Annotated in this window: 22 protein-coding genes and 1 pseudogene; 17 read left to right on the forward strand and 6 right to left on the reverse strand. The window is 62.0% G+C overall.

Annotated features, from left to right (window positions below):
- The first annotated feature begins 29 nt into the window (after positions 1–29).
- From AC1DCM_RS04735 to AC1DCM_RS04745, 3 genes are all read left to right on the forward strand, one after another.
- Complete coding sequence (locus AC1DCM_RS04735) at positions 30–941, forward strand: ABC transporter substrate-binding protein (protein WP_477517486.1); 912 nt, start codon at positions 30–32, stop codon at positions 939–941.
- Positions 942–1049: 108 nt separating this feature from the next.
- A complete protein-coding gene (solA, locus tag AC1DCM_RS04740) occupies positions 1050–2183 on the forward strand; it encodes an N-methyl-L-tryptophan oxidase (RefSeq protein WP_477517487.1) in 1134 nt (377 codons plus the stop codon).
- A gap of 35 nt (positions 2184–2218) precedes the next feature.
- Positions 2219–2881 carry a GntR family transcriptional regulator gene (locus AC1DCM_RS04745; protein WP_477517488.1) on the forward strand — a complete coding sequence of 221 codons (663 nt, stop codon included), beginning with the start codon at positions 2219–2221 and terminating at the stop codon, positions 2879–2881.
- 32 nt (positions 2882–2913) lie between these two features.
- Here AC1DCM_RS04745 and AC1DCM_RS04750 read toward each other — a convergent pair whose 3' ends face one another.
- Complete coding sequence (locus tag AC1DCM_RS04750; RefSeq protein ID WP_442017241.1) at positions 2914–3114, reverse strand: hypothetical protein; 201 nt, start codon at positions 3112–3114, stop codon at positions 2914–2916.
- Between the two features lie 198 nt (positions 3115–3312).
- Between AC1DCM_RS04750 and AC1DCM_RS04755 the strand changes: the two genes are divergently transcribed.
- From AC1DCM_RS04755 to AC1DCM_RS04765, 3 genes are all read left to right on the forward strand, one after another.
- Positions 3313–5871 carry a CHAT domain-containing protein gene (locus tag AC1DCM_RS04755; RefSeq protein ID WP_477517489.1) on the forward strand — a complete coding sequence of 853 codons (2559 nt, stop codon included), beginning with the start codon at positions 3313–3315 and terminating at the stop codon, positions 5869–5871.
- Positions 5868–6212, forward strand: a complete 345-nt coding sequence (locus tag AC1DCM_RS04760; protein ID WP_442017239.1) for a CU044_2847 family protein — start codon at positions 5868–5870, stop codon at positions 6210–6212. Before AC1DCM_RS04755 ends, AC1DCM_RS04760 begins: the two co-directional genes overlap by 4 nt.
- A gap of 104 nt (positions 6213–6316) precedes the next feature.
- Positions 6317–6823 carry a universal stress protein gene (locus tag AC1DCM_RS04765; RefSeq protein WP_442017238.1) on the forward strand — a complete coding sequence of 169 codons (507 nt, stop codon included), beginning with the start codon at positions 6317–6319 and terminating at the stop codon, positions 6821–6823.
- A 198-nt stretch (positions 6824–7021) separates the two neighbouring features.
- Here AC1DCM_RS04765 and AC1DCM_RS04770 read toward each other — a convergent pair whose 3' ends face one another.
- Positions 7022–8413, reverse strand: a complete 1392-nt coding sequence (locus AC1DCM_RS04770) for a GntP family permease (RefSeq protein WP_477517490.1) — start codon at positions 8411–8413, stop codon at positions 7022–7024.
- Positions 8414–8435: 22 nt separating this feature from the next.
- Positions 8436–8963 (reverse strand): annotated as a pseudogene (locus AC1DCM_RS04775) (bifunctional 4-hydroxy-2-oxoglutarate aldolase/2-dehydro-3-deoxy-phosphogluconate aldolase); the annotation flags it as partial.
- 5 nt (positions 8964–8968) lie between these two features.
- Between AC1DCM_RS04775 and AC1DCM_RS04780 the strand changes: the two are divergent.
- From AC1DCM_RS04780 to AC1DCM_RS04795, 4 genes are all read left to right on the forward strand, one after another.
- The gene (locus tag AC1DCM_RS04780; protein ID WP_477517491.1) at positions 8969–9322 is read left to right on the forward strand and encodes a carbohydrate kinase family protein; all 354 of its coding nucleotides are present in this window, start codon (positions 8969–8971) and stop codon (positions 9320–9322) included.
- 4 nt (positions 9323–9326) lie between these two features.
- Positions 9327–10088: an IclR family transcriptional regulator gene (locus AC1DCM_RS04785; RefSeq protein ID WP_477517492.1), complete on the forward strand. Its 762-nt coding sequence runs from the start codon at positions 9327–9329 to the stop codon at positions 10086–10088.
- Positions 10085–10489: a RidA family protein gene (locus AC1DCM_RS04790; RefSeq protein ID WP_477517493.1), complete on the forward strand. Its 405-nt coding sequence runs from the start codon at positions 10085–10087 to the stop codon at positions 10487–10489. The genes AC1DCM_RS04785 and AC1DCM_RS04790 overlap by 4 nt, the downstream gene beginning before the upstream one ends.
- 275 nt (positions 10490–10764) lie before the next feature.
- Entirely contained in the window at positions 10765–12258 is a 1494-nt protein-coding gene (locus tag AC1DCM_RS04795; protein WP_442004879.1) for an ATP-binding protein, read from the forward strand.
- Between the two features lie 239 nt (positions 12259–12497).
- Here the strand turns inward: AC1DCM_RS04795 and AC1DCM_RS04800 are convergent, their stop codons facing one another.
- Entirely contained in the window at positions 12498–13799 is a 1302-nt protein-coding gene (locus tag AC1DCM_RS04800; protein ID WP_477517494.1) for an LssY C-terminal domain-containing protein, read from the reverse strand.
- 218 nt (positions 13800–14017) lie between these two features.
- Between AC1DCM_RS04800 and AC1DCM_RS04805 the strand changes: the two genes are divergently transcribed.
- From AC1DCM_RS04805 to treS, 4 genes are all read left to right on the forward strand, one after another.
- Entirely contained in the window at positions 14018–14620 is a 603-nt protein-coding gene (locus AC1DCM_RS04805; RefSeq protein ID WP_442017229.1) for a PadR family transcriptional regulator, read from the forward strand.
- On the forward strand, positions 14617–16383 hold the full coding sequence (locus tag AC1DCM_RS04810) for a sulfatase family protein (protein ID WP_477517495.1): 1767 nt from the start codon (positions 14617–14619) through the stop codon (positions 16381–16383). Before AC1DCM_RS04805 ends, AC1DCM_RS04810 begins: the two co-directional genes overlap by 4 nt.
- A 59-nt stretch (positions 16384–16442) precedes the next feature.
- A complete protein-coding gene (locus AC1DCM_RS04815; RefSeq protein ID WP_477517496.1) occupies positions 16443–17801 on the forward strand; it encodes an MFS transporter in 1359 nt (452 codons plus the stop codon).
- 352 nt (positions 17802–18153) lie between these two features.
- The gene (gene treS / locus AC1DCM_RS04820; protein ID WP_477517626.1) at positions 18154–20382 is read left to right on the forward strand and encodes a maltose alpha-D-glucosyltransferase; all 2229 of its coding nucleotides are present in this window, start codon (positions 18154–18156) and stop codon (positions 20380–20382) included.
- 55 nt (positions 20383–20437) lie between these two features.
- Here the strand turns inward: treS and AC1DCM_RS04825 are convergent, their stop codons facing one another.
- A complete protein-coding gene (locus tag AC1DCM_RS04825) occupies positions 20438–21481 on the reverse strand; it encodes a hypothetical protein (protein WP_477517497.1) in 1044 nt (347 codons plus the stop codon).
- 151 nt (positions 21482–21632) lie between these two features.
- On the opposite strand from AC1DCM_RS04825, the gene AC1DCM_RS04830 reads away from it, so the two are divergent.
- Positions 21633–22070 (forward strand): VOC family protein, encoded by a 438-nt coding sequence (locus tag AC1DCM_RS04830; protein ID WP_442004885.1) that lies wholly within the window; start codon positions 21633–21635, stop codon positions 22068–22070.
- Between the two features lie 18 nt (positions 22071–22088).
- Here AC1DCM_RS04830 and AC1DCM_RS04835 read toward each other — a convergent pair whose 3' ends face one another.
- Entirely contained in the window at positions 22089–22487 is a 399-nt protein-coding gene (locus AC1DCM_RS04835) for a rhodanese-like domain-containing protein (protein ID WP_477517627.1), read from the reverse strand.
- 236 nt (positions 22488–22723) lie between these two features.
- Between AC1DCM_RS04835 and AC1DCM_RS04840 the strand changes: the two genes are divergently transcribed.
- A complete protein-coding gene (locus AC1DCM_RS04840) occupies positions 22724–23095 on the forward strand; it encodes a metal-sensitive transcriptional regulator (protein WP_442004886.1) in 372 nt (123 codons plus the stop codon).
- Positions 23096–23144: 49 nt separating this feature from the next.
- Complete coding sequence (locus tag AC1DCM_RS04845; protein WP_442004887.1) at positions 23145–23378, forward strand: heavy-metal-associated domain-containing protein; 234 nt, start codon at positions 23145–23147, stop codon at positions 23376–23378.

Raw genomic sequence — 23378 nt, forward strand, 5'->3', positions numbered from 1 at the left:
TTCATTTGAAACGCCCCCGGAGGTACGTCATGAAGAGCATCAGCAGGATCCAGGCTGCAGCCGCAGGTTTTGCAATGCTGGTGGCCCTCACCGGCTGTGGCGGGGCAACAAGCACCTCCCCATCGGATCCGAAAACCGCCGACATCTCCGAGGGTGTCCAGCCTGACGAAAAAGCTGTGAGCCTGTTGCCCGCGTCCTATAAGGACAAGGGCGAACTGACGGTCGCGATGGACCTGCATTATCCGCCGACGACGTTCCTCGCTGAGGACAACTCGACGCCGATCGGCCTGAATCCGGACATTGCCCGCCTGATAGCCAAGAAGCTCGGCCTGAAGCTGAAGTTCGAGAACACCGTCTTCGACACGATCATTCCGGGCATTGACGGTGGCCGCTACGACTTCACGGTCACCACCATGGCACCAACACCGGAGCGGCTGAAGGTCCTGGACATGATCGACTACTTCAAGGCCGGCAACTCAGTGGCAGTCAGCACTGGAAATCCGTTGAAACTCACCAACGAAACCCTGTGCGGCAAAAACATTGCCGTCACAGCCGGCTCCACGGGCCAACTGAAGCGCCTCCCGGCCCTCTCGGAACAGACCTGCACCTCCAAGGGACAACCAGCCATCAACGCCGTGACCCTGCCCAACGTCCAGGACGCCCTCACGCAGCTGGCGTCCAAGCGGATCGACGGCATCCTCTACGACACAACTTCCCTCGCCTGGGCCGAGAAGCAGCAGCCCAAATCGTTCACCATCCTGACTCCCCAGGTCAACGTCGGCTCCAGTGACGTGACGGCTATCGGCCTGAAAAAGGGCTCTCCCCTGACCCCCGCCCTCCAGGCCGCCGTCCAGTCCGTCCTGAACAGCCTGGAGTACAAGAAGTCCCTCTCGAACTGGGGCCTCGAATCCGGTGCCATCACCGACGCCAAGCTCAACTAGGAGACGTGGTCCCCACATGCAAAACATCAGTCGCAGAAGCAAGGGCTTCGCCCGCCCAACAGCAGACACCGCGCTGTTCATGAATGAAGATCTCGAGGTGCTCTAAGCATGGACGGAAAACTCGCCGTCATCGGCCTGGGCAGCATCGGCAGCATGGCGCTCTGGCAGGCCTCCCGTCTTTCCGGTTCCGTGGTCGGCTTCGAAGCACACACCCCGGCCCATGGGCGCAGCGCGGTAGGCGGGGACACCCGGCTGTTCCGCATGATCTACCGCGGCAGCCCGGCGCACTACCCCATCCTGGAGCGCTCACGCGATCTCTGGGCGGAACTCGAGGCAGAAACCGGACAGGACATCCTCACCCGCTGTGGCGGACTCTCCATCGGCACCACCGACGGGCCATACCTGCGCAGCGTTCTGGAGACTGCCCGGACCAATGGGGCTGCCCACCAACTCCTGAGCCGTGAGGAAATGGCTGAACGCTACCCCCAGCACAACCTCCGGACCGACGACTCCGCGGTGTTCGACCCCAACGCCGGGGTCCTACGGACCGACCGTGCAGTAACGGCCGCCATTGCCGCTGCACAAGCCAACGGGGCAACGGTCCTTAACAACACTCCTGTTACCGGCATCCGGGACACCAACGACGGCGTTGTCGTCACCTCCGGGGACAGTACCTGGACTTTCGAGAACGTCATCGTCGCCTCAGGGGGTTGGTCCCAGCGGCTCATGCCCGATTACCTGAAGGCGCACACGGAAACCCGCAGGGTTTTCCTGAGCTGGTTCGTTGCCCGCGACGCAGCCCACTTCACCCCGGAGAAGTTCCCCACTTTCAGCCGGATGTACGAGGACCGCTCCATGTACGGAGCACCGGCCGTGGACGGCGTTACCGTCAAAGCCACGCTGGACGGCCGGGGCACGGTGACGACTGACCCCGATGCTTTCCCCAGGGAGCTCTCAACAGCCGAAATTGCCGACACCTTGGAAACCATCACCGAATTCCTGCCCGGCCTGGTTCCCAGCATCGTCCGATCTGACGCCTTCCCTGACCTCTACACCGAGGACCGGAACCCGCTGTTGGGCTGGCTCGGCGGGTCAAGCAGGATCTACGGCGCCACAGGCTTCTCCGGAGGCGGATTCAAAAACGCCACGGGCTTCGGCCACATCGCCGCGTACGAAGCGCTCGGAAAACAGTCGGTCGACGGCCTGGAATTCGTACGCCCTGAGCGGTTCAGGACGAGCTAGGCCGGTATAATCGACAATCGACAGGGAGGTGGCACATGGACCGCAAGTTCACGTGGCAGGAACAGCGGATGACGACGCCGGATGGTGTCTACCGCGTGCTCCGCACCGCCATCCTGAACGGAACTGTGCCTCCGGGGGAACAGCTTCGCGAAACGCACATCGCCGCAGACCTCGGTATCAGTCGGTCCCCGCTACGTGAGGCGCTGACCAAACTGGAGGAGGAAGGGCTGGTGGTCAAGATCCCCTTCCGGGGGTCCTTCGTTGTGGAAGTCAGTGCCCGCGACGTCGCTGAGATCGCATCGATCCGGGTACTCGTTGAACCGTATGCTGCCGAGCTTTCAGCCCCCACCCTGCGGGGTCCCGAGCGGCTCCGGCTCAAGCAGACCATCGAGGAACTGTACCGGGCCACGGACACCAACGACATCCCCGGCAGCATTGACGCCCACCTTCGTTTCCATAGGCTCTTCTACGAATTTTCGGGGAACACCGCCCTGCAAAACATGTGGAACGGGTGGGAGAACAAGCTGCGCCTGTACCTGGCGGTCGATCACCGCACCTATAGCGACCTGCACGATATTGCTGTTGAGCACGAGAAATTGGCTGAGCTAGCTCTGGCAGGAGATTTCGATGCCTTCCGCCAGGAAATGGTCAGCCAATTCCGGAATGCCCTCCACGAAGAACCTTTAGAGCAGAAGTAAACCTGGCAAGCCCCGCCCTAGTCCACGAACGCTTAGTCCACGAACTCCGACTGCGTCTCAATGAAGTCCCAGTCCTGCAACGTCAGCACCCCGCTGACCTTGTCTGTATGAGGCCCGCCAGCCTCGGCGATATGCTGCAGGACCTGCAACGGAAGTTCCTCGGCACGCAGGTTTTCGCGCAGCCACTCCTTGCTGTCCAAGTGCAGGTCCAGCCACCACATGAAGATTTCCATCGCAGACCACCTTCCTTCGGGTTAACCGTAGGCCGGGGTCGGGTCGTCTACAAGGGCTGCCCTACAAGGGTTGCTCCATCACGGCCTCGGTTATCAGGGTCTTGTGGGGAATCGGGTGAGGGGCCAATCTGTACCTAGGACGCTGGCGCACAGGTTTCAAGAACCCGTGCCGACGCCCGCTCGCACAAGGGATCCGCGATGGACTGTGACATCGAGCTGGAGATCGATACCGGCTCTGCACGCGGCGAATACACGGTGCACGTGGTTCGTGCTCCGGCGGGAGGCCACGCTTCGGGGACGTTCACTTTGGACGTTGACGGCATCCTGGACCGGCTGCCCCAGCTTGAAGCCACTGTTCTTGCCTCCGCGGTAGCTGCCCGCCGCACCATGCCCGTGGCCGAGATGGCAGTCCGCGAAGTGGGCCAGCAGTTGTTCCAGGCTCTGTTCACCCGCGAGGTCTACGGCACGTACCGGGCCAGCCTTGGCGCGGCCCAACACGCTGGCCAGCAACTCAGAGTGGTCTTGCGGCTGGCCGCCCCGGAATTGGCAACCATGCCGTGGGAGACCCTCTTCGACCCCGAAACCGAAACGTACCTGTGCCAAACGGAACCCCTGTTGCGGCATATCCCTGCTCCCGACTACAACCAGAACCCCTTGGACGTGGCTCCCCCGCTGCGGATCCTGGGCATCGTTGCTTCGCCCCGGGACCTTCCTACCCTCGATGTCGATGCCGAGAAGGACCACCTGAGCAGAGCGTTGGCTGGTCCTGTAGCCGAGGGACGCGTGGAACTGGTGTGGTCCAGGAGCGGAACCTGGGACGACGTTCAGTCCCTGCTGCTCGCCGGCCCATGGCATGTGGTCCATTTCGTGGGCCACGGCGATTACGATTCCCGGACCGACGAAGGCAGGATCGCTCTCGTCGGACCCGACGGCAGGGCCGCAATGGTCCGCGCCGTGCGGCTCATGGCCTTGCTCAGCGTTGCCGCACCACGCCCGCGACTCGTTGTGTTGAACTCGTGTTCCTCCGGCGAGATGGGCCAATCGGACCTCTTTTCCGGTACCGCTTCGTCCTTGGTCAGGAGCGGGATAGGCGCCGTCGCGGCAATGCAGTTCGCCATCAGTGACTCCGCGGCCATCGCCTTCGCCCACGGCTTCTACGCCGCGATCGCCAACGGCCGAACGGTGGACGAGGCAGCACGCGTCGGCCGAATCTCGGTTATGGCCAGCCCGGACGGCACACTTGAGTGGGTCACGCCGGCCCTCTACGTCCGGGGCGGCTCCACTCAACTCTTTACGCTGCGCGGCACGCCACGCGCAACGGTTTCGGAAGCACGTTCGACGCCGGCACCCACCTCGGGCGGGCAAGCCGGCCAAGCTACGGTCCCGACGCCGGCACCCACCGTGGGCGGGCAAACGTCAGTCCCGCTGCAGGCCCCGGGAAGCTCCGGCGCGGGAGACGGCGCCGCCGCGAAGGCTGCACAAGCGAACGCCGACCAGGCCATGAAGCGAGCCCAACTGCGAGCCCTATACGTCCAGGCCTCCGCGGAACTAAGGGCACGACGCTTTGAGCAAGCCGTGGAATTGTTCGATGACCTCCTGACCTTGGAGCCCGGCTACCGTGACGCCACGGCGCTAAGGGAGAGCGCACAGCATCGTCTGGACATGTCCCGCACCTACCGTGAGGCACTTAGTGCTGAAGAGGCCGGCGATTGGCTGGCGGCGGCGGACGCCTTTGCCTTGGTGCAGGAAGATCCGGAGTTCCCGGAAGCAGCGAGCCGCAGGCAGGACTGCGAACGCCGTCAACGCATCTCCGACCTTCAGGGCGAACTGCGCTACCACTCGTCTTTGGGCTCATGGGGAGCCGTGGTGGATGTGGCGGCTGAACTTGCGACCCTGGACCCGGACGCGGCCGACCCCGACGGACTTGCGAGCGCTGCCAGGGCTGAGATCGAGAAGGCGAAGCCACCAGAACCGGAGCCGGCAAAGCAGCCTTCCCCGGAAAGAGGTTCATACACGGCGGCGGACCTGTCTCCAGAGCCCCGGCGGCCATCGGCAGCCCGCGCAACGGCACCCCCCGCAGCGCGGGTCCCGGCACCTACCAAAGCCCCGGCACCTACCCAAGCCCCGGCGTCGAACGCTCCATCGGCGAAACAGGTGCAACCAGAACTCGCTTGGCTACCGCTCGCGTGGGGCGGTGCCGCCTTGGCGGTGGCGGGCGCCATGGGGGCGTGCATCGTGGTGTTCTTCATGTGGTTCGACGAGACTTACTGGCAGGACAACGGCGGCGACATCGTGCTCCGGATCCTGTACGGTCTGCTGGCACCACTCGGTTATGTGCTCCTCATGGTCGCCGGACTGCCCGAGCGGACCGTACCAGCGCGTGTTGCGATGACCGGCGTCGTGCTTTCCGCCGCGATCTTTGGGCTCGCCGGCCTGAACTACACGGTGGAAGTGACCGCCGTCGTGGCCAGTTTTATCCTGGCCGCCTTCGGACTTTGGGCGGGCATCCTGGCTCTAAAGGATCCGGCCCGGCGAACGTTTGCCTGGCTCCTGCTGCTGCCCACCGTGTTGCAACCGATCATCTGGATCCAAGGGAAAGGCGTGTTCATGGAGAGCTGGTACATGTCGCAGGCGGTGCCGTTGCTGCTGCATCTGATGCTTCTTTGCGCGGTGGGCGTGGTGTTCGTCGTGATGGCCCGGCGCCTTCGGCCAGCCACTGCAGCGGGACCAGCTGCCAAGAGCGGAACATCGCCGTGAGCCGCCTGGTTGAGTTCACCACCGACGACGGCGGCACGGTAGTTGTGGAAGTCGCGAGCACAGCCGGGAGCATCGTGACCCGGGGTGGCGATCACGCGGGGGATCATTCCGGCGTCTTCGCGAGAGCCCAACAGACGTTCCAGCGGGCCCTCGAGCACGTCCGACCCGCAGTCCAGGGCGTGATCGATGAACTGTTGAGTCTGGAGAACCGGCCCGATGAGGTCAGCGTTGAGTTCGGCATAGACCTCCACGCCGAGGCCGGAGCTTTCATTGCATCGGCCAGCACGGCATCCAACTTCAAGGTGCGGCTGACGTGGAACAAACCGTCCCCACCCAAGTAGGTCGCAGCTGAGCGCGTTCTGAGCCCTCAAAACGCGCTCAACTGCGACCTACTTGGGTGAGCAGACGGCCTGTTCAAGGACACCTCGCGGCGCAACAATAAGGTATGGCTGCGGAGAATTTCAGCGGACGGATTCCTTTGGTTGTCGGCGTCTTGCCCGACCAGCACGTGGAGGTGCTGCAAACAGCCCGGACGCTGGCTGAGCAACTCGGCGTGCCGCTGGTTTGTGCCTACGTGGACGAGGCCAGTTACCTCGTGGAATGGGACCCGGCGCGGGAGACACACCGAATGTCGCTTCATCCGGAGAAAGATGACGAGGAGGTCGCAGCTGTCCGCAGTGATCTGGGCAAGGTCATCGGCGAAGCCATGGATGGCGGCTCAGCGGATTGGACTCTGCGGTTGCTCGCTGGAGATCCTGCCCGCGCCCTGGGCCGACTCGCCGAGGACATCCACGCCTCGATGATCATTGTCGGAACGCCGGAACCTGGCCTGGGACACCGCATTTCCGAGGCTTTGAACGGCTCGGTGGCGGCATGGCTGAGCCATCATCAACGCCGGCCGGTGCTGATCGTGCCGCAGAAAAAGCCCCAGGAAGCTGCCCGTAAAAACTAAAGCGAAAGTACTTATTCGAGGTGGTGGCAATGCCGTCCCGCCCAACGTAGAGTGATTACTGCAGGAAGCGGAAGCACCTGCTCAAAGACCGCTCCGGAGTGCGTATCCCCCAATAACGCACTCCGGAGCTCTTTGTTTAAGCTGCACTCTCATGGGGACAAGCGCACGACGCCGGCACCCGGCTTGGGTGCCGAAAGGTCACCTCACGAACGTGTACAGCAGCGCCGCCATTGCGAAGCCCACGATCGACAACACTGTCTCCAGAACGGTCCAGGTCTTCAGGGTGTCCTTGACTGACATGTTGAAGTACTTGGAGATGATCCAGAAGCCGCCGTCGTTGACGTGGCTGGCAATGATGGAGCCGGAGGAGATGGCCACCACGATCAGGGCGAGCTGCGGCTGGGTGTAACCCGAGGCCAAGCTCGGGGCCAGGATGCCGCCGGTGGTGACGATCGCCACGGTCGCCGAGCCCTGCGCAATGCGCATGCCCGCGCTGATCACGAAGGCGGAGAGGATGATCGGCAGGCCGGCCTGGGCCAGCGAGTCCGCCACAGCCTTGCCAACACCGGTGGCTGAGAGAACTGCGCCAAAGAAGGCACCGGCGCCAACAACCAGCAGGATCATGCCGACGGGACGAAGCGATGAACCCGTGATTTCGCTGAGTTCGGCGGAGCTCATGCCGCGTCGGATGCCCAGGAGCCACATGGCCAGCAGCACGGCGACGGTCAGCGCGATGGCCGGGTTGCCGAAGAACTGGAGTACGTCCCGGAAAACACCGGGAGGAGCAAAGATGTTGCCGAAGGTGCCACCGAGGATGAGGATCATGGGCAGGCCGATAGCCAGCAGCACCAGTCCGATGGACGGCTCGTGGCCACGGGCTTCCTCGGCCTCAGCAACGATGCGGTCCTCGGGAACATTCACCATCACGCGCTTGCCAATCCACGTGCCCCACAAAATACCGGAGGCGAACCAGGCCGGGATGCCGCAGATGAGGCCCATGAGGATGATCCAGCCAAGGTCCACATGGAACAGGCCTGCGGCAGCAACGGGTCCGGGGTGCGGAGGCAGGAAGGCGTGTGTCACGGAGAGGCCGGCCAGCAACGGAAGTGCATACAGTGCCAGCGACTTACCACCGCGAATTGCAGCGACGTAAACCAACGGCGCCAGGACGAAGATGCCGATATCGAAGAACACCGGAATACCCAGCACAAAGCCGGTGATACCCATGGCGAGCGGGGTGCCCTTTTCGCCGAAGATCTTCACGAGCCTGCCGAGCAGCACTTCCGCGCCACCAGAACGTTCGAGGATGGCACCGAGCACAGTACCGAGGCCGATGATCACGGTGATGTGGCCAAGGATGCCGGCGAAGCCCTTCTCAATCAGGGCGTCGCTGCTCTTGGTGGCCGAGCCGACCAACGCTTCAACCGAGACCCCACCCACCAAAGCCACGATCACGCCGGTTCCCACCAGGGCGATGAACGGTTCGAGCTTGACCTTGATGATCAGGAACAGCAGGAGGGCGATGCCCGCGCCTGCCAGGAGGAGCAGGCCGGCGGTGTCGTGCCGCAGCCATTCGAGAAATTCATTCATGGGGATTCTTTCTGGGTGAGTCCTACTTGAGGGTGCCGGTAAACGCGGCGGCACGGGCCGCGATGTCTGCCCAGTTGCCTGCAGCGACCGCTGCGGGCGGGACCACGCTGGTGCCGCAGCAGACTGCGGCAGCACCGGCGTCGAGGTAGCTCTTGGCGTTGGAAGCGTCGATGCCTCCCGAAGGCAACAAACGGATGCCTGGGTAGGGGCCCTGCAGGTCCTTCAGATACGCAGGTCCGAGTTGCCGGGCAGGGAAAATCTTGACGACGCCGGACCCAAGGTCCAATGCCTGCGCCACTTCGGTGGGCGTCATGGCGCCAAGGCTGAAGGGTATGCCGGCGGCCACGGCGACTGCGGCGACCTCGGGCCGAATGCCAGGTGTCACCAGGAACTTGGCTCCGGCGTCGATCGCTGCGCGGGCTTGGTCAGCGGTCAGGACCGTACCGATTCCGACGGCGGCACCATGGTCTGCTGCAGTCTCTGTCGCGCGCTTGACGTGCTTGAGGGCATCAGGGGTGGTGAACGTCAGTTCCACGCTGCGGATGCCTCCGCCGCATGATGCCGGATCCGGAGGTTCTGGTCATCAAGAACGAGGCGATCAGCGCCATCTCTTTGGACCGGACCGGCACCCGGGAGGAAGTTCCCGCACTGTCCGTCGCCGTCGTCGAGCCTGTTGGCGCGGGTGACTCGTTCGCCGCCGGTTACCTCAGCGGCATGCTGTTCGGGCTGGGACAAAAGGAGAGCCTCCGGCGGGGGCACGTCGCGGCTGCGTGTACCCTGACCGTCCATGGCGACCGCGGCCCCCTGCCTGACGCTGTTGAGCTCGCGGCCATCCTCGATTCTTCGGATGAGGACTGGGCTGCTATCCATGTTGAAGAGGGACATTTCAACACCAGAACCGGAGCGTGACATTTTGAGCCAGAGCCTCATGCGGGCCATCGACCTGCTCGCCGAACTCGCAGCGAAGCCCGCCACCCTTGACGAGCTCTCGTCCAAAGCGTCCGTGCACAAAACCACCGTGATGCGGCTGCTGCACGCCATGGAGGAGAAGCGGTTCGTCGTACGGGACGAAGAGCAGCGGTTCATGCTGGGTTCCAAACTGTTCGAACTGTCATCGCTGGCCCTTGAGCAGAGGGACATCCGCAAGGTAGCGCACCCGCACCTGGCCGAGCTGAATGGCCGCACCGGGCACACCGTGCACCTCGCGGCATTTGAAGGGAATGAGGTGGTGTACATCGACAAATTCGAGTCGCACCACCCCGTCCGCATGTACTCGCGCATCGGCCTGACTGCATCGCTGCACTCGGCCGCTGTGTCCAAAGTCCTTCTCGCCGACATGCCGCGGAGCCGGCAGGAAAAGATCGCGGCGGGGCTGGACTACATCAAAGTTACCGAGAACACCCTGACCTCGCCGGAGGCCCTGCTGGCCGAACTCGAGCAGGTCAAGGAACAGGGCTGGGCCCACGACAACGCTGAGCACGAGGCATTCGTGCACTGCATCGCGGCCCCCATCCGCGACGCCAGCGGCGCCGTTGTGGCCGCAGCCTCTTGTTCGGTACCGGTAGTGATGCTCAGCTATGAAGGCTTGCTGGAGCTGCTGCCCGACCTCAAAGCCAGCACCGAGGCTATCTCGAATGACCTCGGCTGGATCAGCCACGAAAGGAACTCAGCATGAGTGAAAAGAACGTAGTACTGACCGAAAGCGCCCCCGCCCCGGCGCACGTATTTTCCCAGGGCATCAAAAAGGGCGGGATGTTCCAGGTCTCCGGCCAGGGCCCCATGGATCCCGCCACCAACCAGTACATCGGCGAGGGCGACGTCCGCGTCCAGACACGTCGGACGCTGGAGAACGTGAAGGCCATCCTCGAGGCCGGCGGTTCCTCCGTTGAAGACGTCATCATGTTCCGCGTCTACCTCACCACCCGTGATGACTTTGCCGCGATGAACGAGGTTTACGGAGAGTTCATCCGCGAGAACGTGCCCAGCGGATTGCTGCCGAGCCGCACCACCGTGTTTGTGGACCTCCCGCACGAGGTCATGCTGGTGGAGATCGACGCCCTGGCTGTTACTGCGTAATTTTTCCGCCACGCCAACGGGCTAGCGACACCCAATCCGGGCGTCGCTAGCCCGTTTTTGCGTCCGCCACGAATTTGGGTGTCGTGCATCAGTCCAAGGCTTCTCCACCTGTGGATAACGCTCGTATATCTGCTGATGTTCGATGCAACATGGCAGACTATCGATGGCTACTTCTTCCTGTGCGCACATTCCGCTGGGACAAAAACTCCGTAGGAGGTCTTCTTGATGAGCAATCGTAGGAGCGTCGTCTCTGGACGGCTGCTAAAGGATTTCAAATGAGCATATCCGTCCCCGAGAACAGCCTTCCCGATCTTGTTGTGGAACTCGCGTCTCTACCAAACGAAACCGAATGGGTCGAATTTAAGGAGAATATCGCTGACCCCGCCGCGATTGGAGAATACATCTCGGCTCTCTCCAACTCCGCAGCCATGGCGGGGCAAGTCTACGGATATATGATCTGGGGCGTCAGAGACGATGATCATGCCATTGTTGGTACCAACTTCAAGCCACGGCAAAAGAAGATCGGCAATGAGGAACTTGAAAACTGGCTCTTACGAGTCGTGTCCCCCAAAATCAACTTCGAGTTCTTTGAAGTCATTGTTCAGGCTCACGATGTTGTTGTACTGCGCATAGAGCGCGCATATGGACATCCTGTGCGGTTCCAGGACACCGAATACATCCGAATCGGCAGCTACAAGAAGAAGCTCAAGGAGTTTCCTCAAAAAGAGCGGGAGCTTTGGAGACTTTTTGACCGAACGCCCTTTGAACGGCTGATAGCTCTCGAAAACGTCCGCGGCGATGATGTTCTCAGGCTACTGGACTACCCCGCATACTTTGATTTGATGGGACAGCCACTTCCGGGAACCCCCAACGAAATCCTTAACGCCCTCGCATCCGAACGTTTCGTTGAGCTCTCAGGGTCCGGAGATTGGAACATCTCCAACCTCGGAGCCCTTCTGTTTGCCAAGCGGCTCTCCGAGTTCCAGAATCTGTCCAGAAAGGCCGCCCGAGTCATTCAATACCGCGGTGCAGGTCGAATCGAAACTCTCAAGGAGCAGGTGGGCACCAGAGGCTACGCGAATGGATTTGATGGGCTTGTTGGGTACATCGAGGCCTTGCTGCCAGCCAATGAGGTTGTAGAACGAGCTTTGAGGAAAGATGTTCCGATGTTTCCTCCTCTCGCCATCCGTGAGATTCTTGCCAATGCGCTGATCCATCAAGACTTCACTGTCGGTGGTTCCGGGCCAATGTTTGAAATATTCGAGGATCGCATCGAGTTTACGAGCCCTGGCGTTCCGCTGATGGACCCCGCCAGGTTCGTCGATACACCTCCTCAGTCCAGGAACGAAGCACTTGCTTCTGTCATGCGAAGGGCCGGAATCTGTGAAGAACGCGGAAGCGGCTGGGACAAGATTGTTTTTCAAACTGAGTACCACCAGCTCCCGGCGCCGCTTGTAGAGGTGACGGAGAACCACACCCGGGTCGTGCTCTTCGCGTATCGGCCGCTTACGAAAATGGACAAACAAGATCGAGTTCGAGCAGTCTACCTTCACGCGTGCCTGCGGCACGTCACCCGACAGCACACTACCAACACCTCAGTGCGTGAGCGATTCGGCATAGAACCTCAGAACAGTGCTCAAGCGTCGCGCCTAATTCGCGAAGCTGTTGAGGCCGGATTAATAGCGCCGTTCGATCCCGAAGCCGCACCGAGAATGCGGCGATACGTGCCCACGTGGGCTGCGGCCGAGCCACAGGCAATCACTACGTAGCGGTGAGCTGACAGTGCCGTCGGATTTACTTGATGGGAACTTGATAGAGGAACCAGCCGACCGTTGGGAAAGTCTCACTAGAGCCGGATTAGCAGCATTATTGGTAGAGCGTCTCACTTGATGGGTACTTGATTGGCTAAGCTTCAGGGGCTGATCCGTCAGCACCCACTTTGACGCTCACAGCCCGTCGACACGCCGCATTCCTCGGCGCGCCGCGGGACTCCCGCCGTCAAAGAAGGTCAGGAAGCCACCCGGCGAACCACCGACGGCGGGACGGCCGGCACCCGCTGGCGCTTGGCATAGATCCTGGCCCGTTGGCTGGACAAAGCAAGCAGCACCAGGATGTCCGTGGCCAAACCGGACAGGCCTGCCTCAAGCGTGAGATTGGTGGTCCCCGTGGAGGCATCGATGGCTTGGACCACGATCGAGATGGAGCTGAGTCCCATCGCAATGACTCGGGCGCCGTTGCTGCCGAGGAATATCCGCCAGGCAAGGAATACCTCGCCGAGCCCGAAGACCAGGACGATCGCAGCTATGGTGACGATTGCCGCCGTCGTGGTTTGCGGGTCAAGGTTGGCGTCCTCAATGGTGATGTCGCCGCCCGAGGTGAGCAAGGTGATGGCCAAAGCCAGCGCCGCCAAGGCCCGGATGACCACGAGGAATGCGCCCGTCATGGTGGGTGCGGGACGGCGGTCGCGGCTGTCCGTCTGGCTGGCTGGTTGGTCGGCGGGGACGGGCACACGGCGGGCGTCGATGATGGGCAGATCGCCGTCTGTGGAGATCGAGTCCCCTCCGCCATTGCGCGAGTGATATCCGGTGGAAAAGTCCTTGATGACACGGACGGTTAAGGCAGGCTCAGCCTCCGACACCGTCCGCACGATGTGGTCCCGCTCCACATCGGTATTCTGCTCGATCTTGTGCGTGATCTGCAGGGTGAACAGTGAGAAGCCAACGCTGCGATCGTAGGTGCCGGCGGCGAGCCAGTCCACCTTGTGCCCGCCGGGCAGCATCCAACCCTCCGGGCAGCGCCAAAAGCGGACGTGGTGGCGTTTGCCGGGGTTGCTGTCCACTTCCTGCTGGTAGGCGAAGTCCTGCTGACGGTCAAAGAGGTACAAGGGGCTGACGGGCGCCTGGGTGTAGCTCTGCCGCAAAAGTGTCGAGCTCACGATGCGCCGGCTGCTCGCGAAGGTCACGTCGTCGGCAATGGTCCACCCGGCAGCCCTCATGGTCGCGTGGATCTGCGGCTCGGTGCCCATAAGGGCCACATTCACCGGGTCACCGAGCAGTCCGTCGCTGGTCCGGGCCCGCCCGATGAAGTAACCGGGAACGTAAATGGTGGTCAGTATTCGGTGGAGGCGGGGCAGCAGCAGGTAGGCAAGGAAGGCCCAGAACACAAAGGAGAACCACACCTGGCCCCACCCGAGGTGAAAGCTCTCCCCCACCAACAGGAACGCCAGCCATACGGCAGCGGCTCCCCCGAGAACGAAGAATGCGTGGTCGAGCCGGCTGTCCGTGATTGCCTTGTTCGGCGCTTTGTACATTCGGAACTCCCCCTGGGTGCACGTGCCCCTTAAGCTTCGCCTCCCGCCCTCCTTGTGTACACAGGCTTGGGCGTTAAGGTTCGACGCCGGAACTTGCGTCGGCGCCTATGCAACCAAAAGCATTCCACTTGTGTCATTGACTCACCATTCCACTTGTGTCATTCTTTTCTTAGAAGACGTGATCCGCGTCACGGAATGACCCGCCAATGGAGAGAACAATGAAGCTCGAACACATCCTTCTTGGAGTTCTGCTGGAGCACCCGAGCACGGGCTACGACATCAAGAAGTTCCTGGACACCCACGGCCGCTTCCTGCGCTCAAATACGCAGATGAGCCAGGTCTACCGCTCGCTCGGGAGCATGGAGAGCCAAGGTTGGGTGACCCATAGCGTGGACCCCCGGCCCGGCGCACAGGACGCAAAGACCTACCGCGTCACTGATGAAGGAGCCACAGTGTTCCTCGATTGGCTCACCGGCCCGTACCACCCGGCCAGCCGTTTTCAGGACCCCGAACTCGCCGCGCGGTTGTCCTTTGCGGGTTTCATGAGCGCGGAGCAACTCCTCCGGATTCTGGACGTCGAAATCCAGACCCGCCAGGACGAAATCGCCCGCTACCGCAACCGCGACCGCAGGGAACAATGGGCTCCCACCATCGCCTTTGACACGGAGCTGGCCGAATCCGTGGGAGAGCGCCTGCACCTCATGGGCGCGAGCGCCATCGACGCCCACGTGGCTGGACTGATCAGCCTGCGCAAGGAGCTCCTGGATGGACAATTGTCGTCCCGCTCGCTCACCGCAGTACCGGCGGAGTTGCGACCATGAAGGCCATCATTCTCATGTTCGATAGCCTCAACAGGCACATGCTCTCCCCGTACGCCGCGGACACGTTCGTAGATGCCCCCAACTTTGCCCGCCTCGCAGCAAAGACAGCCACGTTCGACAATTTTTATGCCGGTTCGATGCCCTGCATGCCAGCCCGCCGCGAGATGCACACCGGCCGCCACAATTTCCTGCACCGCAGTTGGGGGCCGCTGGAACCTTTCGACGATTCCATGCCGGAGATGCTGGGAAAGGCAGGAGTGCACACGCATCTCGTGTCAGACCACCCGCACTACTGGGAGGACGGAGGCGCCACCTATCACCCGCGTTACACAACCTGGGAGTTCTTCCGTGGCCAGGAAGGCGACCCTTGGAAGGGTGTAGTAAATCCTTCCGGCGGGAGCCAGGACTGGCGTGCCGGGATGAAGCGGCAGGACCTCATCAACCGCAGTTACATGCCCACCGAGGCTGATCACTCCCAGACCAAAACTGTCGACGCCGGCCTGCACTTCATCGATACCAACCGTGAAGCAGACAAGTGGATGCTCCAGATCGAGCTTTTCGATCCGCACGAGCCCTTCTTCACCCACAGCAAATACAAGGCCTTGTACGAGCATGATTACGATGGCCCCGAATTCGATTGGCCTGGATATCAGAAGGTCACCGAGCCTCAGGATCAGGTGGAGCACGCCCGTTACGAATATGCCGCTTTGGTCTCGATGTGCGACAAGTCGCTCGGACGCGTTCTGGATGCCATGGATCAGTACAACCTGTGGGAAGACACCCTCCTCCTGGTGAACACGGACCACGGCTTCCTGCTGGGCGAGCACGGTTGGTGGGCCAAATCTGTTCAGCCATGGTTCAACGAGCTGGTTCACCTGCCCATGTTCCTGTGGGACCCGCGCACGGGCGGCAAGGACACCCGGCGTGGAGCTCTTGCCCAGACCATCGACATCGCACCCACCATGCTGCGCTTCTTCGGCGTCGAACCTACGCAGGATATGCAGGGCCAGGACCTTGCCGCCGTGCTGCAGGATGACAGCGAAGTACGTGAGGCGGCCCTGTTCGGTATTCACGGTGGCCACGTCAACGTCACTGACGGCCGCTACGTCTACATGCGTGCCGCCGTCGATCCTTCCAACACTCCGCTGGAGGATTACACGCTGATGCCCACCCACATGCGGTCCCGGTTCTCAACGGCCGAACTCGCGCAGTGGGAACCTGCGGAAGCGTTCAGCTTCACCAAGGGACTGCGGACAATGCAACTCCAGACCACCTCCATGATGAACTCGTGGGTCCACGGATCCCTCCTGTTCGACGTGGAAAACGACCCACACCAAACGAACCCGATCATCGATGACGAGTTGGAACTGCGCCTTCTGAAAACAATGGCCAAACTCATGCACGCCAACGATGCACCGGAAAGCCAGTTCCAGCGGCTCGGAATTCCCTTCGATTCCGAACCCACAGCCCAGCACCTGCTCGCCGCCCAGCAAGCGGACAGGGCGCGGCTCGCCTTGGAACCCCTGCCTCCGATCGACAGCTTCGGCGACGGCGGAGCGGCCCTGGCACTGCCCCTTCTGGAACTGCTCCAGGACGTCCGCGGCCGCGAAGCCGTGGAGAGGTACCTCCCCGACCTCATCAGCACTGAGTTGGTAAACATCCCCGCCCAGCTCAGCCTCTACCAGCTCGCAGCCGTCATCCCGGTTCCCCCGAGCGCCCTCGGGTCCATTGCCGAGGAACTGGCTGCCGTCCCCACGGCGTAACTCCAAGCCAGTGACACATCCCCAACCCAGCCTGACAATGTAGACAGGACCTACAGCCCATGACCACCCAACCCAGCCCCGCCCTCGCCACGGAAGCTCCAGCAGAAGGAGCAGCCCAGGCCAGCAAAGTCCCCCACCGCTGGCGAAACCTCGCTGTCCTCACCGGCGTTACCGTCGTGGACAATACGGAAGCCGGCCTCAGTGCCACCCTCTTCCCGACCATTGCGGCGGCCCTGAAACTGCAGAGCAGCCACCTTGGCCTGCTGGCCGCACTCGGCAAAATCATTGCTGTCCCTGCCGGTCCGGCGTGGGCCTGGCTTGCCGGAAAGATCGGCCGACGGAAAGCGCTGATCGCCACTACCTTGGCAGGTGGCGTCTTCGGTATAGCAGCAGGTTTTTCCCAGGATTTCGTGCAACTGTTGATCCTCAACACGCTGATGTCGGCATCGATCATCGGTGGAAGCCCGATCGCCAACGCCATCATCGCGGACTCCTTCGATGACAGCCAGCGCGGCAAGGCTGCGGGCTACTTCTACGGATTCATGAGCCTTATCAGCTCCTTCATTGCCCCGCTCATCGCTTTGTTTACGGGCATTACTGACGGCTGGCGCTTCGGCATGTGGACCATCGGTGGCATCTGCCTCCTGGCCGGCTTGCTTGTGGCACTGCTCCTGAAGGACCCGGGAGTTGGCGCTTCCGAGAAGCAGCTCGCAGACCTCAGCGGCCGCGAGCGCCTGGCCCCTAAAGTCACTGTTCGCTCCGTGGCCTCGCTGTTCCGGATTCCGAGCTTCTCCATCATGATGCTCTCGCGGTTGCTGTCCGGGCACCTCCTCATCGCGATCTTCGGTATCCAGTTCCTCGTGGTGGAACGGGGGTTCACCAACGCTGTCGCGGCCATCGTCCTGGTGCCCTTTGGACTCGGCTACTTTGCCGGAACCGCGGGTGGCGGCTGGCTCGTCGCCCTCTTGGATCGGGTCCTTCCCGATCGCGGCCGGGTTGCCTACCTGCAGGGCGCCCAGGTTCTCTTCGCCGCCGTCGCATTCTTCGCCACCCAATTCGACTACGACAACATCGGCATCTACAGCGCGTTCTGGGCCTTGATCGGCTTCGCCCAAGGAGCCAATCCGCCCGCCAACCGTCCGATCGTCGCGGCCGTCGTCCTGCCGGAACTTCGCGGCCAGGCCTTCGCCATCTTCCTGACCGTTTTCGAGACCATCGGGTGGGCCGTCTTCTCCCTCGGAGCGGGCGCACTGGCCTCAAGCCTCGGAATCCAGGCCGTGTTCCTCTGGACCCTGGTGATCCTCATGCTGGTCAACGCGGCAGTCCTCACGGCCCTCTACTTCTGCTACCCGCGGGACGTGGAGCGTGTCCGCAACGCGCTGGAGGAGCGCCGGCAGGAAGCACTGCACCAAGGCTGACCAACGCAACCGCCAAGGCTCGACGCCGGCACTCACCTGAGGGCCGTCGTCGAGCCTTTTCGGGTGGTTCCGCAACCCACAGGTCAGTCATGGGTCGACAAATGGTGTACTCCGGTGCTTAGCATGAAGACTCCGGGAAGCCGGAGTACGCGACCTCTTGAACGACCCCTCGGAAGGTCGGCGCGAAAGCGGCGACCGCGTAAAGGAGAAAACTGTGCGGGAGCCCATAGCCAGCGAGAACGTGTCAGAGAACCGAAGCCTCGCAGGAGATTCCGGTGGGCAGGATACGCCGGCCAACGGTTCGAAACCGGACGGCGTTAAACCCACGGACGGCGCTGAGCCTGCACAGGGTGTGAACGGCGCAGAGCCTACGAATGGCGCGGAGACCGCCGACATTGCAGCGTCCGAGCCGGCGGAAATTACTTTCGACGAACAGTTCTATCCGGCCCGCCCGAAAGCCCTGCGTCCAATAGCCCGCAGACGGCAATTCTTCGCAGCCCGCCCCTCCTTGGAATTCGACGGACGCAACCCAACGTATGTGGACTGGCTACGCAATCAGTCGATGCTCGGCGATGCCAACACCATGGCCCGGCAACTCTCGGGCCAGGCGAGTATGTGGCAGAACGCCTATGCTCGGCCAAATCCCAGGGCCGCTGTGGAGCGCGCACCCGTGTGGTTCACGGCCTACCCTCTCTCCTTCATCACCCGCGAGGGCCAGTCATTCCTGTCCGCGTTGGGAGATCCGGGGCTCTGGAAAGCGTTCCGGGAGATCGGCATCCGTGGACTGCACACCGGACCCGTCAAGCTGGCCGGAGGCATAAGCGGCTGGTCCCAAACGCCCAGCGTTGATGGTCACTTTGACCGCATCAGCATGGCAATCGATCCGGCATTCGGCACCGAAGAGGAATTCCGTCGGATGTGCGAAGTCGCCGCAGATCATGACGGCACGGTCATCGACGACATCGTGCCCGGGCACACGGGCAAGGGCGCGGACTTCCGTCTTGCCGAGATGAACTTCCGGGACTACCCGGGCATCTATCACATGGTGGATATCCCCGAGGAAGACTGGCACCTGCTGCCTGATGTTCCCGAGGGCGAAGACTCAGTGAACATCAGTCCCGACGCCGAGCAGGCCCTGCAAAAGGCGGGGTACATCATCGGCAGGCTCCAACGGGTGATCTTCTACGAGCCCGGGGTCAAGGAGACGAACTGGAGCGCCACCCGGCCGATCGTGGATACCACCGGCAAGACCCGTCGCTGGGTGTATCTCCATTATTTCAAGGCCGGCCAGCCGTCCATTAACTGGCTGGACCCAACCTTCGCCGGGATGCGTTTGGTGGTGGGCGATGCGCTGCACTCCCTCCTGGACCTGGGCACCGGCGCTCTGCGGCTGGATGCCAACGGGTTCCTCGGCGTCGAGAAGAGTGCTGAGGAGCAGCCGGGCTGGTCGGAAGGCCACCCCTTGTCCGAGGCAGCGAACCAGCTCATTGGTTCCATGATCCGCAAAGTGGGCGGGTTCTCTTTCCAGGAACTCAACCTCACCATTGACGACATCAAGGCGCAGTCGGAATCGGGCCCGGATTTGTCCTACGACTTCATCACCAGGCCGGCCTACCACTACGCGCTGGTCACCGGTGATACCGAGTTCCTGCGGCTGACCCTTCGGCTTGCCATGGAGATCGGCGTGGACCAGGCCTCCCTGGTGCACGCGCTGCAGAACCACGATGAACTGACCTACGAGCTACTCCACTTTGCCGCTGGCCACCGGGAAGACATCTTCGAGCTTGCCGGCGAAGAGCTGACCGGTGCCGAGGTTGCCGAGAAGGTTCAGAACACCCTGCGTGAACGCCTCACGGGCGAGAATGGCCCGTACAACGCGGTCTTCACAACCAACGGCATCGCCTGCACCACCGTCAGCTTCATCATGGCGGCCCTGGGCATCAATGACCCCGCCGCCATCACCAAGGAGCAAGAGTCCCAGGTCCTTGACGCCCACGTGCTCCTGTCCATGTACAACGCGCTGCAGCCCGGGGTCTTCGCCCTTTCCGGCTGGGACCTCACCGGCATCACAGCCCTGGACCGCGCCACCGTACGTGTGCTCACTTCCCAGGGCGATACCCGCTGGATCAACCGCGGCGCACACGACCTCATGGGGACAAGTCCCGATGCCAAGACGTCGTTGGCCGGGATGCCACGTGCTACCAGTCTTTACGGTCCGTTGCCTGAACAGCTCAACGATCCTGGCTCCTACGCCCGGCGACTGCAGCAGATCCTGAAAGTAAGGGAACAATCAGGGATCGCAACCAGCACTTTGCTGGACGTGCCCGACGTTTCCAACCGCGGGCTGCTCGTCCTTGTCAACCAACTCGGCAGCGGCGAGCTTGAAGTCACCGTCCTAAACTTCTCCGACCAGGACATCGCCGGCAGCATCCAGTCCTCGCATCTTGTCCCTGGCGCCAGCGTCCACGATCTCTTCAGCGGCGAAAACGTGGGGCAAGTGGACGATCTTGGCAGCTTCTTCCTCGAACTGCGGGCGTTCCAGGGGACAGCGCTGGTTCTGAAGGAAGCCGAGACCGGATAGAAGGCCCCGACGTCGGCACCCAGGTGAGTGCCGACGTCGAGCCTTCTTGCGTGGTTCAGGACGCGTACGGAACGCGCTGCCAGCTCAGAACATCGCTGCCCCGAGAACTGTTGGGAGCAACCGTCACACGCAGCCACTCGTTGGACGTTGCTGCACCTTCAACGGTCACGCGGCGGATATTCTCTGCAGCGTTCACGCCGTAGATGCCCAGCCAGGGCGAGCCCGCAGTCAACGGTGCATCGTCGTTGTACACGTGGCTGTCGCCGTTGAAGATGTAGACGGGGCCACCGAAGGACGCGGACCCGGCACCAATTGCCTCGACGATCGGGCGGAAGCCGCTCACGAGCTCCGGGTTCGCCTCGGCACCCTGCGAGAGCATGAATGGGTCGAACATGTCGGCCTGGGTCATGATCACGACGGCGCGCGAGCCGGTCTTCCTGGCATCTGCAAACGTTCGCTGCAACTGGGCCACATCCGCTGCTGTCCTTGCCCGGACCTCCGCAAGTTGAGCTTCATTGGGCACGGTCTCACCGAGACCTGACCAGGGCGCGAGTGAATTGTTGGAACCCTGGACGTTGATGACGGAGAAGGCGACCCGCTCCTTGCTGAATGTCACATTTTCGGGCAGCCCCTGCTCCGCGGCGGACTTGACCGGCATGTTGCCACCCAGGGTCTTTCCCGGAGTGTTGAAGAACATTTCGCGCAAGGTGTCGAGCCGCTCCAGCGGGTTGTAGGCGCCATTGTTGGCTCGGTGGCAGTCCACCCATTCGTTGTCGCCGGGCGTATAGATGAGGGGAGCTTCGAAACGGTCAAACTGGGTCCTGATGGCGGCGAAGTACTCGTCCGTGCATTGGGCGGATCCGGCCTTGATGTCGCCCAGATGCGTGACGAACTTCAGCTCGTCCTGGTTGTTCAGTTCGGTGACCATCTGCGGAAAGCGTTCGACTTGGGCGGGACCGTACGGAACATCCCCGATGACGCCGAAGGTGAAGGAGGAGTCACCGGCGTCTGCGCTCGGGGCCGCTTGGGCTGGCAATGCGGGGATGGCACTGAGGACCAAGGCGGCGGCTACGCCCAGGGCACGTTGTGTGAGTGACATATCAGGCTCCAGAGATCGGTTTGGCTTTGGGGGCACCGGCCAAATTACCTGCGCAAGGCTACGGGAACGGGAAGCCGAGCCGTCACGTGGGTGAACAGGCGGCGCCCCCCAGCATTGGAGCCAATCGCCAGACCTTGGTAGCTTTCAACACATGGCCATCAAATTTGAGAACGTGGGCATCGCCGTTCGCGACATCGAAGCAGCAATCGCCTTTTTCACCGATCTTGGTCTTTCAGTCATCGGGCGTGACACGATCAGCGGCGAGTGGGCCGACATGGCTGTAGGACTTGACGGAAACCATGCCAAGATCGCGATGCTACAAACCCCTGACGGTCAGGGTCGCCTTGAGCTATTTGAATACATCCACCCGGAAGCGATCGAGTCTGACCCCACGCGCCCCAACGACATTGGCATGCACCGCGTGGCCTTTTCGGTCGACGATATCGATAAGGCCCTCGAGGTAGCTGCAAAGCACGGATTCCATCCGCTTCGCGGCGTGGCGACCTACGGCGACGTCTACAAACTCACGTACCTCCGAGGCCCCAGCGGAATCCTCGTGATGCTCGCCCAGGAACTGAAGAAAGCCTGACGGCCGAAGTTCCTCACATCACCGGCCCGAGGTTCGGGCGATGTCTTGGGCAGAATCCTTCAAGCCGTCCCCGTACTTGTGAGCTGTGACCAGTGGATCGGGCTTCTGCGAGCTGACTCCGGAAGCAGTCTCGACTGGGAGGCCATTCCTGATCCAGTACTCGATGCCGCCTATCATTTCCTTCACGGAATATCCCAGCTCGGCGAATGCGAGCGCCGCGAATGTGCTGCCGTTGCATCCCGGACCCCATGAGTAGACCACTACTTTTGAACCCGCCGGGATCAAGCCAGCAGCCATCGCCGGAATCTGCGCAGTCGGAATATGTACCGCGTCGGGAATATGCCCGTGGTCCCATGAGGACTGCCTGCGTGTGTCCACCACAACGAGGGAACCGGGCTCCGATTCGGCCACTTCCATGACGTCGATCTCGCACTGCAGCTTGGCGCGGAAAAAGGCGGCCGGATCGAGATTTATGGCGAGCGGTGAGGTTTTCACGTGTCCTCCGTTGAGAAAAGCGGATTCAGCGGCATTCTCCTTCCGCCAAAGCAAAGACTACGTGATCGCCGGCTTGCTTCGCGCTCCTTGGCAACAACTAGCGAGATACCCCTGGGGGGTACTTGATTTGATACCCCCAAGGGGTATACATTCAATGCATGAGCAATGCAGACCTGAGTATTAGTCAGCCGGGCGGTGACTTCCCGACCATTGAAGTGGATCTGGAGCACGCCGCGCCGCACGGTTATACGAGCAACAAGGATGCATACCTGCGCCGCCTGAAACGCATTGAGGGGCAGGTCCGCGGCATCGCGCGCATGGTGGAAGAGGACAAGTACTGCATCGACATCCTCACGCAGGTAGCTGCTGCCACGAAAGCCCTGCACGCCGTCAGCCTTGGGCTCGTCGAGGAGCACATCGGCCACTGTGTGGTTGGCGCTGCCTCCGAGCCCAACCCGGAAGCCCGCGCCGAACAGATCGACGCCAAAGTGAAGGAGGCCACCGATGCCATCGGGCGCCTGCTGCGGTAACTCCGCCACCACACACCACACCATTCAACTCACTACAAAGGAGCGCATCATGAGCCAGACCATCCAGACAAACGTCAACGTTTCCGGCATGACCTGCGGCCACTGTGTTTCAAGCGTGAGCGAGGAACTCGAAGCACTTAACGGCGTGGAAGAGGTCTCAGTGGACCTCAACCCCGGCGGACTGTCCACCGTGACCATCAAATCCACCAACCAGCTCTCGCCTTCAGAAATAGGCGAGGCCGTTGCTGAAGCCGGCTACTTGGTGGTAGCCAACGAAGCCTAG

The sequence above is a fragment of the Paenarthrobacter sp. 10N417 genome (genome assembly GCF_056394745.1).